The sequence below is a fragment of the Ectothiorhodospiraceae bacterium BW-2 genome (assembly GCA_008375315.1).
GTDB lineage: Bacteria > Pseudomonadota > Gammaproteobacteria > Thiohalomonadales > Thiohalomonadaceae > BW-2.
Genome location: CP032507.1, coordinates 2978191 through 2994831 on the forward strand (window position 1 = coordinate 2978191; position 16641 = coordinate 2994831).

At 59.5% G+C, this 16641-nt stretch carries 6 protein-coding genes; 5 read left to right on the top strand and 1 reads right to left on the bottom strand.

Features of this window, described 5'->3' with window-relative positions:
• The first annotated feature begins 35 nt into the window (after positions 1-35).
• The gene (locus D5085_14210; GenBank protein QEP44171.1) at positions 36-1079 is read left to right on the top strand and encodes a MoxR family ATPase; all 1044 of its coding nucleotides are present in this window, start codon (positions 36-38) and stop codon (positions 1077-1079) included.
• Positions 1072-2298, top strand: coding sequence for a hypothetical protein (locus D5085_14215; protein ID QEP44172.1), 1227 nt, complete (start codon positions 1072-1074; stop codon positions 2296-2298). The genes D5085_14210 and D5085_14215 overlap by 8 nt, the downstream gene beginning before the upstream one ends.
• Here the strand turns inward: D5085_14215 and D5085_14220 are convergent.
• Entirely contained in the window at positions 2295-3323 is a 1029-nt protein-coding gene (locus D5085_14220) for a hypothetical protein (GenBank protein QEP44173.1), read from the bottom strand. The genes D5085_14215 and D5085_14220 overlap by 4 nt on opposite strands.
• A gap of 237 nt (positions 3324-3560) precedes the next feature.
• Here D5085_14220 and D5085_14225 point away from each other — a divergent pair, with 237 nt between their 5' ends.
• Genes D5085_14225 through D5085_14235 form a run of 3 tightly spaced genes read left to right on the top strand, consistent with a single transcriptional unit; the run spans position 3561 to position 16621 of the window.
• Positions 3561-4484, top strand: coding sequence for an isoaspartyl peptidase/L-asparaginase (locus D5085_14225; GenBank protein QEP44174.1), 924 nt, complete (start codon positions 3561-3563; stop codon positions 4482-4484).
• Positions 4485-4542: 58 nt separating this feature from the next.
• Complete coding sequence (locus D5085_14230) at positions 4543-10065, top strand: SDR family NAD(P)-dependent oxidoreductase (GenBank protein ID QEP44175.1); 5523 nt, start codon at positions 4543-4545, stop codon at positions 10063-10065.
• A 49-nt stretch (positions 10066-10114) separates the two neighbouring features.
• Complete coding sequence (locus D5085_14235) at positions 10115-16621, top strand: SDR family NAD(P)-dependent oxidoreductase (GenBank protein ID QEP44176.1); 6507 nt, start codon at positions 10115-10117, stop codon at positions 16619-16621.
• Positions 16622-16641: the final 20 nt, after the last annotated feature.

Sequence of the window (16641 nt, forward strand, 5' to 3'; positions counted from 1 at the left end):
ATTAACCTTAATAACGATACAGGAGAGAGAGCCGGATGCGTCCTGCCCATATTCATACCATACTAGAACAGGAGTTTTTAAGCACCCGCGAGGGACACCACACCCCAGTCATGCTCTGGGGGCCGCCGGGGGTGGGGAAGTCGCAGATGGTGCAGCAGGTAGGGCAGCGGCACAACATCGGCGTTATCGATATACGCCTATCGCAGATGGAGCCGAGTGATCTGCGCGGTATTCCGTTTCGCTCCGGCGCGACTGTTGAGTGGGCTCCCCCAGCGCTGTTGCCCCATAGCGATCGTCACGGCGAGGAGGGGATCCTCTTTTTAGACGAGATCACCTCCGCCCCCCCTAGCGTCTCTGCTGCCGCCTACCAGCTCATTTTGGATCGCAAATTGGGGGAGTACCAAGTCCCCGATGGCTGGGCGATTATCGCCGCCGGTAACCGTCAGGGGGATCGCGGCGTGACCTATACCATGCCGGCCCCCCTAGCGAACCGCTTTGCCCACTTTGAGGTCGAAACCCATCTTGATGATTGGGTTAGCTGGGCCTATGCCCACCAAATTGATGAGGGGATTATCGCCTTTTTACGCTTTCGCCCCGAGCTACTGTTTGACTTTGATCCGGCGCATAATCCGATCGCCTTCCCTTCGCCCCGTTCGTGGGAGTTTGCCCATCGGGCGCTGCGCAAATTTGGTCAAATGCCGGCACTGCTGCTCGACTCACTCCAGGCGTGTGTGGGGCCGGCGGCGGGGATTGAAGTCCACGCTTTTATTAACAATCTCGATAAGTTACCCGATATCGACGCCATTTTACGCGGTGAACAGCTACCGATTCCGCGCGAGGTAGATCTACAGTACGCCATCGCCTCCGCCTTGGTGGGTCGGGCGATTCGTGCCCGCGATGAGGGCAAGGGGGGCGAGGTGTATGGCAAGGTATTGAACTACGCTTCGATGTTTCATGAGAAGGAGATGGGGATCATGCTAGTCTCCGATCTCCACCGTGCCGTCGGCCAAGAGCTCTTTAGTGTGGCTGAATTTGCCCCTTGGGCTAACCAAGTCGCCGCAGTGATGCTCTATGTATAGTAGCGCTGAGATAGCCGCTATTGAGATTAAACTGGCAGCCGCTAGGACGAGGCTAATTCTCGATAAGCCCTTCTTAGGGGCGCTGGTGCTGCGTCTGCCGCTAGTGCTTGCCGATAGCCACTGGTGCAAAACCACTGCGACCGATGCGAAAGCGCTCTACTACAACCCCGACTATATCGAACCGCTCAATTTAGCCCAAACCCAGTTTATATTGGCCCACGAAGCACTCCACTGTGCCCTGTCGCACTTTGCTCGCCGCCACCATCGGGATAAGTTTCGTTGGGATATCGCGTGTGACTTCGCCATCAACCAGCTACTCGTGGCTGAAGGGATGACCCTCACTAGCGATGCGATCCCCCCTAATCCCGAATTTGAGGGGTTGACGGCGGAGGAGATCTACCCGTTGCTAGATGAGGACGATAGACTCACCCCACACGACGATCACCTCTATGACCAAGAGAGTGAGAGCGACGGGGGCGCTCAAGAGGACGATGGGGGACAAGGCGACTCTAAACTGAGCGGTGGTCAAGGGGGGAAGGGGCAGCAGGATCAGGGTGGCGCCTCCAAGCCGAAGCCGCTCACGCCTAATGAGCAGGAGCAGCTAGCGGTACAGTGGTCGCAACGCATGGCGGGAGCGGCTCAAAATGCGCTGCAGTCGGGCAAACTAGGCGGGGCGCTGGCGCGAATGATTGACCACCTGCTACAGCCACAACTACCGTGGCGAAACCTGCTCGCCCGCTATATGACCGCGACCGCACGCAATGACTACAACTACTCCCGACCCTCTCGCCGAGAGGGAGAGGCGATTATGCCGAGCCTAAAGAGCCACGAGCTTAAGGTGGTGGTAGCACTCGATACTAGCGGTTCGGTGAGCGATGAGGAGATGCGCCAGTTTCTCTCGGAGGTCAATGCGATTAAAGCGCAAATGGCCGCTAGGGTGACGCTACTGGCCTGCGATGCCGAACTGGCCGACGATGGGCCATGGGTTTACGAGCCGTGGGAGGCGTTTAGCCTGCCGCGAGAGTTTATCGGCGGTGGTGGCACCGACTTTGAACCGGCGATTCGCTGGGCTGAGGAGCAGTCTCCTCAGCCCGATCTGCTGCTCTACTTTACCGACGCTCAGGGACATTTTCCTAGCCTTGAACCGCCATTTCCGGTTATCTGGTTAGTGAAGGGGAAGCAGCAGGTGCCTTGGGGGCAGCGGATTCAGCTAAATTAGTGAATGATCTCGAAAATACGCCGAAAATCCTTCTCCATACTCATTAAGATCGGAATATCGGTAAAGCTCTGAATCTCCCGCATCGCTAGCGGAGAGCTAGAGCAGAGTCCCGAAATGGCATCAGGCACCAGATCAAACTCCTCTTTTAACATCCGCAGCCCGCCATAGACCGCAGTGGAGTCGGGGGCGCAGAAGATAAGCCGAGAGAGCCGCTCCCGTACCGGAGGCGATTTGAGCAGCATCGCCGTCTCCCGCTGAAAGATACCGTCGGCAAACTCCATCACCAGATAGTTCTTCGGATTATTGCCATACATCATGTCGATATCGTGAAACATCTTCAGTAGCTGCTGCTGATCGAGCAGATAGGAGGAGGGGTGGCCAAAGTAGGTAAAATCGGCAATATGTTCAGCGCCACAATCGTTCATTAACAGAATATCTTTCAGGCTGGCCGTACCGGTCACCTTGGCGGCACGAACCCGCCGCCCCATCGAAGAGAGGGCGTAGCAGCAGGCTGCCGCCGCCTCGGTTTTGCCGCTGTTCATGGCGGTGCCGATACACAAAATCAGCCGCGCTCCCTCGCCCTGACGCTCCGATCTTGTCGGCTTAATGAGCAGATGGCTGCGGCTATTAATCACCTCGCCACTCTCCTGACAGGCGTAGCCGAGGAGCTTAACTCGGGTCGCCATGCCGATGAGCTGATTTTGCTGCGTCACCTCCCCGACCACTCCGCCGCGACTGAAGAGATCGACCGTATCGCGATAGTCAGCAGGTACCCGCCCCTCATACTGATCGGGGGCGTAGCGGTTCCCGAAGACAAAAATCGACCGAGTGCCGATATTGAGCGTATGCAGCCGCCCGGAGCGGCTCTCGATATTGCGATGGTGCCCTAGCGCCATCACCTCACCAAAGATGAGATCGCCCACCTCCGGTGTCTTATGGCAGTGGCTATCGTAGCGTTTAATGAGCGATTTGGGCACGGCATAGGCCGCACTCGGAACGATGCAGTTGGATTTAATCTTTTCCAAGCAGAGAATCCTCGAAAAAAGTCACAGAAGATGGCCGTTAAAAGAGCAGTAGGCTATGATAGCGGCCACGAATGGGGTGGAAAAATACACCGATTACTGCAGAGCGCCAAACAGTTTTTTGGAGAACGGCCCGAAAAGGGGTAGAGGCAAGCGAATGGGGGGTCTTTTTTTGCCCACAAGATAGGTTTAACAGAAGTAGGTAGCAGTGGAGTGACAACAGAGAACCGATTTTCGTTAATGGTTCATGGCGGGGCTGGTGAGCTGAGAAATCTGACCTCAGAGAGGCAAAAACGCCCCTACATTGAGAGCATCTGCCGAGTACTGGATCAGGGTCGAGAGATTTTGGCCCAAGGGGGTAGAGCGCTGGAAGCGGTTGAGGCGTGCGCGATTATGTTGGAGAATGATCCCCTCTTCAATGCTGGCCGAGGTTCGGTCCTCAATGAGGAGGGGAGGGTAGAGATGGATGCCGCCATTATGGACGGCGAGAGCCTGCAAGCCGGAGCCGTGGCCGGTGTGATCGGGGTGAAAAATCCAATTCAGCTCGCTAGCTTGGTCTTGAGCCGTTGCGAACATGTGATGCTCATTGGTGAGGGGGCGATGAAGTTTGGACAGCGCTTTGCCGTACCGACCGAGCCGGAGGCGTGGTTCTATACCCAAGAGCGAATCGAACAGTGGCAACGGGCACGAGAGAGCGATAGCATCGGTCTCGATCACGACGATGCCGCCTCCCTAATTCCAAAAGAGGGGGCCGACAAATATGGCACCATCGGCGTGGTTGCCCGCGATAACTACAGCGGCTTGGCGGCGGCGACCTCTACCGGTGGCATTGTCAATAAACGGTTTGGCCGCGTGGGCGACTCCCCGATTATCGGCGCTGGCGTCTATGCCGATAGTGAGAGCTGCGCTGTCTCCTGTACCGGATTTGGGGAAGATTTTTTACGCACCACGCTAGCTAAACGCATTGCCGACATTATCGACTTGACGGCTGTGAGCGCTCCTGAGGCGGCTAGCTCTGCCATCGACTACCTAGTTCGTCGGGTGAATGGCAGAGGCGGGGTGATTGTCATCGACCGCGAGGGTAACTGCGGTGCCGCACTCTCGACTCGGCGTATGATTCATGGCTGGATAGAGCATGGTGGCGACAATCAGTGTCGCTTTTAATTTTAAAGTTAGATTTAGATTTAGATTTAGACTGTTACTGTAAATTTTGAGGGAATCGATGAGCGAGAGTAAAACCGACTATCGCGCCTTAATGACTAAGGCACTATTAGAGATTAAACAGTTAAAGGCGCAGCTAGCCGAGAGTGAACTGCGGCAGCGGGAGCCGATTGCGGTCATTGGCCGTGCCTGTCGCTTTCCTGGGGGGAGCGATAGCCCCGAAAACTACTGGCAGATGCTCTCTAACGGCACCGATGCGATTGTAGAGACCCCCCCCGAACGCTGGTCGGTGGCGCAGTTTGTCGATCCTGATCCTGAGGCACCGGGCAAAATATGTACCGCTTTAGGGGGGTATATCGATCAATCGCCGGCGCTGTTTGATGCCGCCTTTTTCTCAATCTCACCGCGGGAGGCACAGAGCATGGATCCGCAGCAGCGACTCTTATTAGAGCTCTGCTGGGAGGCGCTAGAGGATGCGGCCATTGTGCCCGAGTCGCTGTTTCAGAGCCGTACTGGGGTCTTTATCGGCGTCAGTAGCCTCGATAACGCTACGCGTCTAATTGGCGATGCGTTAATGAGCGATATCGACGCCTACTACGGCACCGGCTGCGCCCTCGCGCCGATTGCAGGGCGCATCTCCTACCAGTTTGGTCTCACCGGCCCCAGCTTTATTGTCGATACCGCCTGCTCCTCCTCACTGCTATCACTCCATCTTGCTTGCGAAAGTCTGCGCCGTAGAGAGTGCGATTTGGCGCTTGGCAGCGGCGTGCAGCTACTGACCCACCCCGGCATCTCCATCGCCTTTACCAAAGCGCGTATGCTCTCGGTCGATGGCCACTGCAAGAGTTTTGACGCCGAAGCAAACGGCTATGTGCGCGGCGAAGGGGGCGGGGTGGCGGTACTAAAACGGCTCGCCGATGCCGAGCGCGACGGTGATACCCTTTTAGCCGTTATTCGCGGTTCAGCCGTCAATCAAGATGGCCCTAGCGGCGGGCTGACCGTACCGAGCGGCCCCTCTCAGGAGGCGGTGGTGAAGCAGGCGCTCGCGAGCGGTCATATCGATCCGGCTGAGGTAAACTATATCGAAGCGCACGGCACCGGTACCCCCCTAGGTGATCCGATTGAGATCGGGGGGCTAGGGGCGCTGTTTGGTCGCTATCGCTCCGCCGACTCGCCACTCTATATCGGCTCGGTAAAGACCAATATCGGCCATCTGGAGGCCGGAGCCGGTATCGCTAGTTTTCTGAAGGTGGTTGAGGCGCTGCAGCGGCAGCAGCTTCCGCCCCATCTTAATTTCAAGACCCCTAACCCATTGATTCGGTGGGCTGAACTCCCTGTCAAAATCCCGACCACCCTCACCCCATGGCAACCGGCGGTGGCGGGGGGGCGACGAACGGCCGGCATTAGCTCGTTCGGTTTTAGCGGTACCAATGTCCACTTAGTTGTCTCAGAGCCGCCACCGCAGCCGGCACCGGCCCCCTCTGAAGCGCCACTGCCGTGGCAGTTACTGCCGCTCGCGGCCAAGAGCCGAACTGCGCTACAGCAGTTAGCCGCTCGCTATCTCCAAAGGCTGCAACAGCCGCAGGCGAACTGGCCAGCCATCGCCCACTCGGCGGCGATGAGTCGCAGCCACTTTAACTACCGTTTAGGGGTCGCCGCCGCCGATGGTAGCAGTGCGATAGGGCTACTACAACAGGTCGCCGAGGGTCACTGGCCGCTCGAAGTGGCCCATGGTGAGGCGGTGGAGGGGGAGAGGCCACGGATCGCGTTTCTCTTTAGTGGTCAAGGATCGCAGTATCGCGGAATGGGGGCCGAGCTCTATCGGGCCGATACCCCCTTTCGGCAGACGCTAGATCGCTGCAATACGGTGCTACAGCCGCTGTTAGGTCGGCCACTGACCGAGCTGCTGTTTGAGGCGGAGGAGGGGGTGTTAGATCAGACCGGAGTCACCCAGCCCGCCCTCTATGCGCTGGAGGTCTCACTCGCGGCGCTGTGGCGTTGGTGCGGTATTGAGCCGGTGGCGCTGCTTGGCCATAGTGTCGGTGAGTATGCCGCTGCCGCAGTTGCGGGCGTCTTTACGATTGAGGAGGGGGCAAGATTGATTGCCGAGCGGGCGCGGCTGATGCAGGCGCTGCCAGAGGGGGGGGCGATGTGCGCTATTTTGACCGATCTTACCGCCATTGAGACGGCGATTGAGGCGGCGGGGTTGAGTTCGAAGCTGGTCGTTGCCACCCGCAACGGCCCTGCTAACAGCGTCATCTCCGGTGAGACGGCGGCCGTGAACCAACTCGCGCAGCAGTTTGAGGGCGCGGGGGTCGAGGTGCGTCCTCTTGCGGTCTCTCACGCCTTCCACTCGCCGTTAATGGAGCCGATATTGGCACCGTTTAGGGCAGTGGCGACCACGATTAGCTACCAGGCTCCCAAGATTGCGCTCTACTCTAATCTGACAGGTCGTGTTGCCGGTCGTGAGATAGCGACTGCCGACTACTGGGTAGATCATATTCGGCAGCCGGTCGATTTTGCAGGTGGAATGGGGGCGCTATTAGAGCAGGGGATAGATCTATTGATCGAAATCGGCCCAAAGCCGGTACTGTTAGGGATGGGGCGTGCGCTTGCCGAGAGGCGGGGGCTGAGGCTGGGGACGAGTTTAGATCGCTGGCGCCCCTCGCTGCGACGCAATCGGAGTGAGTGGTCGCAGTGGTTACATAGCGTTGCTGCCTGTTGGTGTCACGGGGCTGAGATCGCGTGGGAGCGACTCGGCAGTGGGCGAGCCTCGCTACCGACCTATCCGTTTCAGCGCCGTCGCTACTGGCATGAGGTCGAGCTTGATCGCAAAGGGGGGGATGCGTTTTATGGCGAGCAGGCGCTAGATCAGCCGCTACTGGAGCGGCGGTTACACTCCCCTCTCCTGAGTGAGCGGCTGTTTGAGAGTCGCTTTTCGCTCTCACGGCTCCCCTTTTTGGATGACCACCGTATTTTTGGCGAGTTGGTTGTCGCTGGGGCCTCCCATTTAGCGCTCATTTTAGGGGCGATGCAGGTTGAGAGCGGGCAGAGAGGGTGTCGGTTAGAGTCGGTGATGTTTCCGCAGGCGCTGGTGATTTTGCAGGGGGGCGAGCGGACGGTGCAGCTAGCGCTCACTCCACTGGCGGAGGGGGCGGGTCGCTACCGTTTTCGTTTGGTGAGCTTCTCGCTTGAGCGGCAAGATATGCGTGTTCACGCCCAAGGCGAGGTGGTGCCGATCGCTGATGAGACTGGTGAGGCTGGTGAGGCTGGTGGCTCTGTCGCGCCGGTCGCACGGGAGCCGATTTGGCAGCGCTGTCAGCAGGCCATCGCGGTCGAGTCGGTCTATCAGACTCAGGCAGAGCGCCACATTGTGGTCGGTGCAGGCTATCGTTGGCTAGAGCAGGTTCGGCTCGGCGAGGGGGAGGCGGTCGCTAGCTTCACTCCCCCGGCAGGGCTGGAGCGGGAGGTGGCTCGCTATCAGCTCCACCCGGGGTTAATCGACTCCTGCTTTGGGGTGTTGGTGATGACCCATCCGATGGCAGTTGAAGAGAGCTTTATTCCGTTTGCCCTAGAGGCGCTGGAGCTACAGCGTCCGCCACAGCAGGGGGAGAGGCTATGGACTCATGCACGGCTGCGGCGTGAGAGTCTCAGCGCCGAACGGTTGGTGGGCGATATTGAACTCTATAGTGACCAGGGGGAGCCTATCGCCCGCTTTATTGGCCTTGAGGGGCGGAAAGCGAGTCAAGCGGCGCTGCTCGCTTCGCTCGGTGGGGGGTTAGAGAACCACCTCTACCGACCGCAGTGGCAACCGCTATCGACAGCGGCCCCTACCTCTACGGCGGTGAGCGGCGAGTGGCTGTTAATTGCCGATAGTGGCGGCGTGGCGACAGCGCTAGCTGCAGCGCTGCGGCAGGGAGGGGCGAGTCGGGTTGTTATCGCCGAGGCCGAGTGTGATCGCTGGGAGGCGCTGCTCAAGCGGGATGACTCGGCTCCGTGGCAGGGGGTTGTACTGCTCTCGTCGCTCAATGAGCGCCAAGATGAGGGCAGCGAAGCGCAACAGCAGCGACTCTACGGCACCGCACTGACGCTACTACAGCAGCTACTACAGCACCCACGAGCGCAGCAGCTCTGGTGGGTGACCGAACAGGTGTGGCCGGTGAGCGGGAGCGAGAGTCGGCGACAGCCGTGGCAGGCGACGCTATGGGGGCTCGGTAAGAGCGCTCTGTTAGAGCAGAGTCAGCTAGCTGTTCGCATGGTCGATTTAGCCACCGCCTCTGCCGAGGCGCAGGCGCAGCAGCTCCTACAGGCGCTAGCGCACGCTGATGAGCCGCTGCTAGCATGGCGCGAGGGGCAGCTCTTTGGCCAACGAGTTGTCGCAGTGGAGCGCTCTACCCTCTCGCCGCCGCGTCGCTTTACCCCCGAACGCAGCTATCTCATTACTGGCGGGCTCGGCGGGTTAGGGCTGGCGCTGGCCGAGTGGTTAGTGGCTGAAGGGGTGACCTCCCTGCTACTAACAACCCGTAGCGAGCCGACTCGTGAACAGCTAACGCGACTCGAACAGCTACGAGAGCAGGGGGCTAGGGTGGCGCTGCTACGGGCCGATATTAGCCAGCTCGATCAGCTAGCCGACGCGCTAGAGCGGCTGCCGGGCGATCTACCGGCGTTGGTGGGCATCTTCCATCTTGCGGGGGTGGTTGACGATGGTGCGGTGGCGCAGCTAGCGTGGGCACAGGCTTACCGCCCCCTAGCGGCCAAGGTGGCCGCCACCCACCATCTGCTGCGCTTAACCGCTGCCATGCCGCTGGAGTTTATCGCCCTCTTCTCCTCAGTGACCTCACTCTTAGGGGGGGTCGGGCAGGCGAACTATGCCGCCGCTAACAGCTACCTCGATGCCGTGGCCGCAGCCTACCCTGAGCGGCCTATCGTCGCGCTCAACTGGGGGCCGTGGAGCGATATCGGCATGGCCGCTAGGTTAGCTGAGCGGGAGCTGCAGCGTATTCGAGAGCAGGGGGTGGCACTGATTGCTCCGCGTGAGGCGCTACAGCTCCTGCCGCAGCTCTTAGGTGGGGCCATACCGCAGCTAGCGATATTACCCTTCGACTGGCATCGATTTCAGGCGGCGCTACCGACGATGGTCGCGCCACTGCGCCCCGATGATCCCCTTCAGGCAGAGGGGGGGGCGCTGCTACGACAGCTACAGCCGCTTCCCCCCTCCCGGCGCCACTCAGAGCTGCTGCGCTATCTGAGCGCGATTGTGGTTGATGTACTGCGCCTAGAGCCTGAGAGCGAGATTAACCCACGCGAGCGACTGTTCGATCTCGGCATCGACTCGCTGATGGCGGTGGAGCTTAAAAATCGGCTCCAGCTCGATCTACAGCAACCGATTAGCTCAACGCTGCTGTTTGACTACCCCACGCTGGAGTCGCTAAACGACTATCTGCTCAAACAGCTACTCGCATCAGCGTTCGTGGCCGAACAGAATGAGAAGAGGGGTGAGACGACGACAGCGCTTGATCAGCTAAGCGAAGAGGAGGCCGAAGCGGCACTGCTAGCCGAGCTAGCGAAGTTAGAGTCAGAATAGATTGTGAGCCGACTTGTTACTATCTTTACATTTAGGGATTCTATAGACCATGACGGAAATATCACCCACTAAACGGGCGCTACTCGCTCTGCAGGAGATGCAGGCAAAGGTAGCTAAACTAGAGGCGCAACAGCGGGAGCCGATTGCGGTGGTAGCGATGGCGTGCCACCTTCCCGGTGGGGTTAACTCGCCGCAACAGTTAAGGACTCTCTTGCAGCAGCAGGGGGAGGGGATTGTTGAAATCCCCCCCGAGCGGTGGGATGTTGACGCCTACTACGATCCCGATCCTGACGTGGCAGGAAAGTCGTACACCCGTTACGGGGGTTTTTTGAGTGATATCGACCAGTTTGACCCCGCCTTCTTTGGTATCTCACCGCGAGAAGCGCACTCGATCGATCCACAGCAGCGGCTGCTGCTACAGACCGCATGGGAGGCGCTAGAGAATGGCGGCTTTGACCCTAACGCCCTCTATGGCAGCAACACCGGCGTCTATGTGGGGGTGAGTAATTTTGAGTATGGTGCCCATCTGATCTGGCCCGACGATGTGCGCCAAATCAGCGCCTACGCCGGTACGGGGGGCTCATTGGGGGTGACTGCCGGACGGCTCTCCTACACTTTCGGTTTTACCGGCCCGAGTCTTATTGTCGATACCGCCTGCTCCTCCTCTCTGATTACCACCCATCTGGCGATGCAGGCGCTACGGCTCGGTGAGTGCGATATGGCGCTCTCAGCTGGGGTGAACCTAATTCTAGGCCCCGAGACCCATATCAACTTCTGCAAGGCGCGTATGTTGAGCGCCGATGGTCGCTGCAAAACCTTCTCCGCTGCCGCTGATGGCTATGCTCGCGGTGAAGGGGTGGGGGTGTTGGTGTTAAAGCGGCTCGCCGATGCTGAGCGCGATGGCGATACGATTTTGGCGCTACTGCGCGGCTCGGCGGTTAATCAAGATGGCCCAAGTGGCGGCTTAACGGTACCGAACGGCCCCTCACAAGTTAAGGTGATTGAACAGGCGTTAGCCGCTGCGGCCTTAACCCCTGCGCAGATAGGCTATCTCGAAGCCCACGGCACCGGTACGGCGCTGGGCGATCCGATTGAGATGGGGGCGATAGGGAGCGTCTTTGCCGCAGCCGAGCGGGCGCAGCCGCTCTGGGTCGGCTCGATTAAGACCAATATCGGCCACTTAGAGTCGGCTGCCGGTATCGCCGGTCTAATGAAGGCGATTTTATCGCTACACCATGGTGAAATTTACAGCCATCGCCACTTTCACGAGCCGAGTCCCTATATCGACTGGGCGTCGCTGCCGGTGGTCATCCCGACCGAGTTAACCCCATGGTTAACCGAGGAGCGCTTCGCCGGGGTTAGCTCTTTTAGCTTTAGTGGCACCAACGCCCACCTTATCCTCTCCAACTATCGTGACGCTGATGATCAGGGTAGGGATCAGGGTGAGGGCGGGGCGCTCAAGCCCGTCGCTCCCCCCACCCAGCGACGACTACTGCCCCTATCGGCCAAAAGCGAGGCGGGGCTAATGGCGTTAGCAGAGCGCTACGCCACGGCGCTAGAGCAGCTCCCGTTGGCAAAGTGGCATCCATTTGTCGCCGCCGCCGCTCGGGGGCGAGGCCACTATAGCCACCGCTTAGCGCTGGTCGCCGACTCGCCGCAACAGGCGGCGCTGCGGCTACGGGAGGGGGGAGTCGAACAGGGGCGGGCGGGTGCCGCTTCGCGACGCCTAGCGCTACTCTTTACCGGTCAGGGGGCACAATACCCTGGTATGGGGCGGGAGCTCTATGAGAGTGAACCGCTGTTTCGACAGACGCTAGAGCGCTGTGACGCCATCGCCACACCGCTACTTGGGGTATCGCTGCTAGAGCTGCTCTATCAACGAGAGGTGGATGAGGGGCTGGAGGCTGAGTTTGCCCGTACCGATTTGACACAACCTCTGCTGTTTGCCATCGAGTACGCGCTAGCTCAACTCTGGCTCAGTTGGGAGATCGAAGTGGAAGCGGTCATGGGACACAGTGTCGGCGAGCTGGTGGCTGCGACGGTGGCCGGCCTCTGGTCGTTAGAACAGGGGATGAGGCTGGTCTGCCAGCGCGGTAAGTTGATGGCAGAGCGGTGTCAGCACGGGGCGATGATCGCAGTGACCCTAAGCGAAGCGGCGCTTAGCGAGCGGTTGCGCTCGTTCGATAGCCAACAGGTGACGCTAGCGACAATGAATGGCCCCGAGAGTGTCACCGTCGCCGGAGAGAGCCGAGCGGTAGCGGCACTGCAGCAGCAGCTAGAGCGTGACGGCATCGAGGTGAAGCGGCTACGGGTCTCCCACGCCTTCCATTCGCCACTGGTCGAACCGATGGTCGAACCTTTTCGTCACGCGGTGGAAGCGGTGACGATGCAGCCACTACAGCTAGCGCTAGTGAGTAATGTGAGTGGCACTTTTATCGATAACGATGAGGCGGCCTCTGCCGACTACTGGTGTCGCCATATTCGCCAGCCAGTCCAGTTTCAGCGCGGGATTAAGACGCTGCTCGATAGCGGCATCGATACTTTTATCGAGATAGGCCCTAAACCGCTGTTAACGGCGCTAGGCGAGTCAATTGCCGCCGCAAGGGGGGACGAGAGAGCGCTACTGTGGCTCCCCTCGCTGCGCTATAGCCGCCCCCCGTGGCAGCAGCTACTCCAGAGTCTGGCTCGACTCTACTGCCACGGTGTCGATCAGGCGGTGCGGGGGGTGGCTCCAGCGACGGCTCGCTATGCGGTGACACTGCCGACGATGGCCTTTATCACTGATCGTTACTGGCTAGAGTCGAGCTCCTCCCCCGCGCGTGCCGGCCACCCCCTCTTAGGGGAGCGAATCGACTCCCCGCTACTGCCAGAAGGGGCGCTCTTTCACAACTCGCTCTCCACCTTGACGGTTAGCTTTTTAGCCCACCACCAGATTTTTGGCCAAGTTGTGCTACCGGCAGCGGCCCATATCGAGATGGCACTGACGGCGGCGGTGGCGCTATTAGGTCAGGGGGCGGAGCTACAAGCGGTGACGATTGAGCAGGCACTGGTGCTCCCCCCCGAGGCGGAACTACCGCTACAGATGGTGGTTGAGCGTCAGCAAGATCACTACCGCTTTACCCTCTATGCCCAGCGGAGTCATCAGTGGCAGCGCCATACCAGTGGCGAACTCGTCCCAAAGAGCCAGCTCTCGCCACAACGAATCGACTTAGCGGCGCTACAGCAGCGCTGCCAACAGCCCTATCCGGTGGCGGAGTACTATCGCCTAACCCGCTCGGTCGGGATTGAACATGGCGAAGATTTTCAGGCGGTCACCGCGCTCTGGTTAGGGGAGGGGGAGGTGTTGGCGCAATTAGAGCTCCCGACGACGCTGAGCGCGACAGCGAGCGACTTTCAGCTCCATCCGGTGCTGTTAGATGCCGCCTTTCAGATGGTGGGGGTGCCGCTACTGGCCCGTCACACCCCCTTCCTGCCGGTAGGGCTAGAGCAGCTACGCTGCTATCGCCGTTTACCGACTAACCTCTGGTGCCGCGTTATCGCCCCGACCCCTGAGGGGGAGATTAGCCGCTTTGATGCCGATCTACAGCTACTCGATGAGAGCGGTGAGGTGGTGGCCGATGTGGTGGCGCTCCATTTTCAAAAGGTAGATCCCTCCGCTTTAGCCCTAACCGATACCCGCTACGATAGCTGGCTCTATCGTCTCGATTGGCCGATAGAGTCGCTGGTCTGTGGTAGTGCGGCGGCGCTGACCGGCCCTAAGGCGATAGCGGCTGAGCTAGCGCCGTTACAGCGGCAGCTACTCGACTCGTGCCGTTTCTACCGCCCCCTCTTTGAGCGGCTAGAGGCGTTGGCAGCCGCTTTAGTCTGCCAAGCGCTGCTCGATTGTGGGTGGCAGGCGGCGGTCGGTAGTCGTGGAACAGTGATCGAGCTAATAGCGCAGCTAGCGATTATTGAGAGTCAGCGAGCGCTATTTCGGCGCTCGCTGCAGATCCTAAGCGAGACGGGGATTTTGGCGTTAGAGGGGGAGCATTGGCAGCTATTAGAGCCACTGTTGCCGTTAAATCGGGCCGAGGTTGAGGCGCTACAGCACGATTTTATCGAGGCGGCAGCGGAGATTACCCTTACCCTTCGTTGTGGCCAGGCGTTAGCGCAGGTCTGGCGGGGAGAGATCGAGCCGCTACAGCTCCTCTTTCCAGAGGGCGACTTGGGGGTGACGACGCTGCTCTATCAGCACTCAGTCGGGGCGAAGGCGATTAATCAGCTCTTAGCTGCGGCGGTGAGACGCGCGATGGCCACGCTGCCGCTAAATCGGGCAGTGCGTATTGTCGAAATTGGCGGGGGGACTGGAGGCACCACAGTGCAGCTACTGCCGCAGCTCCCACCGCAGCGCTGCGACTACCTCTTTAGCGATATCTCCAGCCACTTTACCCGCCTCGCCGAGCAGCAGTTTGCTGGTGACTACCCCTTTGTTCGTTATGGGGTTATCGATATCGAACAGGGGGCTGATGCGGCGCTGCATGGGCAGTTCGATTTGGTCATTGCCGCCAATGTGGTCCACGCCACGGCCGATTTAGCGACCACTATCGACCACTGTCGGCAGCTACTCGCTCCGGATGGGGTGGTGATCTTGCTGGAGGCGGCCGCGAAACAGCGCTGGCTCGATCTCAGTTTTGGGATGACAGAGGGGTGGTGGCGTTTTGGTGGCCGTGATGCGATGCGCCACGACTACCCCTTACTAACCGCCGCACAGTGGCAGCAGCTGTTACCGCAGTGGGGGCTCAGCGAGGTGGCGCTACTCACCCCCGATCAGCTCGGTGAGGGGGAGTTTATTAAGCAGAGCGTGATTATGGCTCGCGGCGAGAGGGCGGCGGTAGCGCCGCTAGCAGGTCGTTGGCTGCTCTTAGGCGCAGCCGATGAGTGCGCGTTGTTTGCTAACCAGTTTGAGCAGGTAGAGTCGTTCACTGTCGCCGCCTGGCAGCAGCTAGATAGAGAGGCGCTACAGCCGTGGCAGGGGGCGTTACTCCTCTATCCGCTCTCACTCGACACCACTCAGCCACTCTCGACGCAGTGGCGGCAGCTCTGCCAGCCGCTGCTACAGTGGCTATCGCTAGCACCGACGATACCGCTAACGCTAGTGAGCCAGTACGATGCGACTCTGACCACGGCGCCGCTCTCCTCCCTGCTGCATGGGATTGTGCGTACAGTCGCGAATGAGCAGCCCCAGTGTCAGCTTCGTCTGCTTGAGTTGACGACCGAGATATCGCCCTCAGAGAGGGTGGCGATGGTGATGGAGGAGCTGCGAAACGGTGAGGGTGAGACGATCGTCACTATCGATAGTGACGGTCGCCATCTAGCACGACTACACGATGCCGATACGACCCACCGCGCCGTCGTGGCTATCGATGCTGAGGCGAGCTACCTAATCAGTGGCGGTTTAGGGGAGCTGGGGTTGGAGATGGCTCGCTATCTGGTGCAGCAGGGGGCGCGTTATCTGCTGCTCATCGGCCGCTCTCAACCGTCGTCAGAGGCAGAGGCGCTACTGAGCGAACTCCGGCAGCAGGGGGCTGAGCTTGAGATAGCTCAACTTGATATTAGCGATCAACACGCGCTGCAACAGCTACTGCAACAGCCTCGCCCGCCGTTAAAGGGGGTGATTCATGCGGCGGGTAATCTGGCAGATGGGGTGCTACAGCAGATGAGCTGGGCGCAGTTTGAGTCTCTTCTGCCCGCTAAAGTGGCGGGGGCTTGGGCGCTGCATCAGGCGACACTCGAACAACCGCTGGATCTCTTCATTCTACTCTCCTCCGTCGCCTCGATCTTTGCCCCGCCTGGGCAAGGCAACTATGCCGCCGCTAACGCCTTTTTGGATCAGTTAGCACGATTGCGGCAGCGCCAAGGGCTACCGGCGCTGGTGATTAACTGGGGTGCTTGGTCGGAGAAGGGGTTGGCGGTTCGTAAAGGCGATTTAGCTCAGATCGAAACGCAGGGGGTAGGGACGCTGACAACCGCAGCGGGGATGGCGATATTTGACCGCATCTATCGCTGGCAGGGGCAGGTCGTGGCGGTGCCGATTGAGTGGCCGAAGCTACTCCAGCTACAGCGTGAGCTGCCACTGCTAAACCACTACCGCCAGCGGCAGCAAAGAGCGGATGCTGAGGGAAGCGAGTTGCAAGGGGCGGTGTGGCTAGAGGAGTTAACACAGCTACCGTACAGTGAGCAGCGTGAACAGCTATTATTGGCGGTCAAGCAGCAGGTAGCGAAGGTACTTGGCAGCCGTGTCGAGAGTCTCGATATCGATACCGGTCTGTTCGATTTAGGGATGGACTCACTCACCTCGGTAGAGCTGCGCAATCAGCTACAGAGCCACTTTGGGCTCGATCTCCCCTCGACACTGCTGTTTAAATACCCCAATATCGCCGCTGTAAGTGACTATCTGCTAGGAGAGCTGTTCGATAACGACCCACCCGAGCCAACATCGGCGAGTGAGACCGACATCGCCACAATGAGTGATGCGGAGCTAGAGGCGTTAATTAACAGTGAGTTAGAGGATTTATAAGGGCTACTTAATGATGAATA

Bases quoted from the DNA above. Each gene is read 5' to 3' on its own strand.
- D5085_14210 (QEP44171.1), top strand. From the start codon at position 36: ATGCGTCCTGCCCATATTCATACCATACTAGAACAGGAGTTTTTAAGC.
- D5085_14215 (QEP44172.1), top strand. From the start codon at position 1,072: ATGTATAGTAGCGCTGAGATAGCCGCTATTGAGATTAAACTGGCAGCC.
- D5085_14225 (QEP44174.1), top strand. From the start codon at position 3,561: ATGGTTCATGGCGGGGCTGGTGAGCTGAGAAATCTGACCTCAGAGAGG.
- D5085_14230 (QEP44175.1), top strand. From the start codon at position 4,543: ATGAGCGAGAGTAAAACCGACTATCGCGCCTTAATGACTAAGGCACTA.
- D5085_14235 (QEP44176.1), top strand. From the start codon at position 10,115: ATGACGGAAATATCACCCACTAAACGGGCGCTACTCGCTCTGCAGGAG.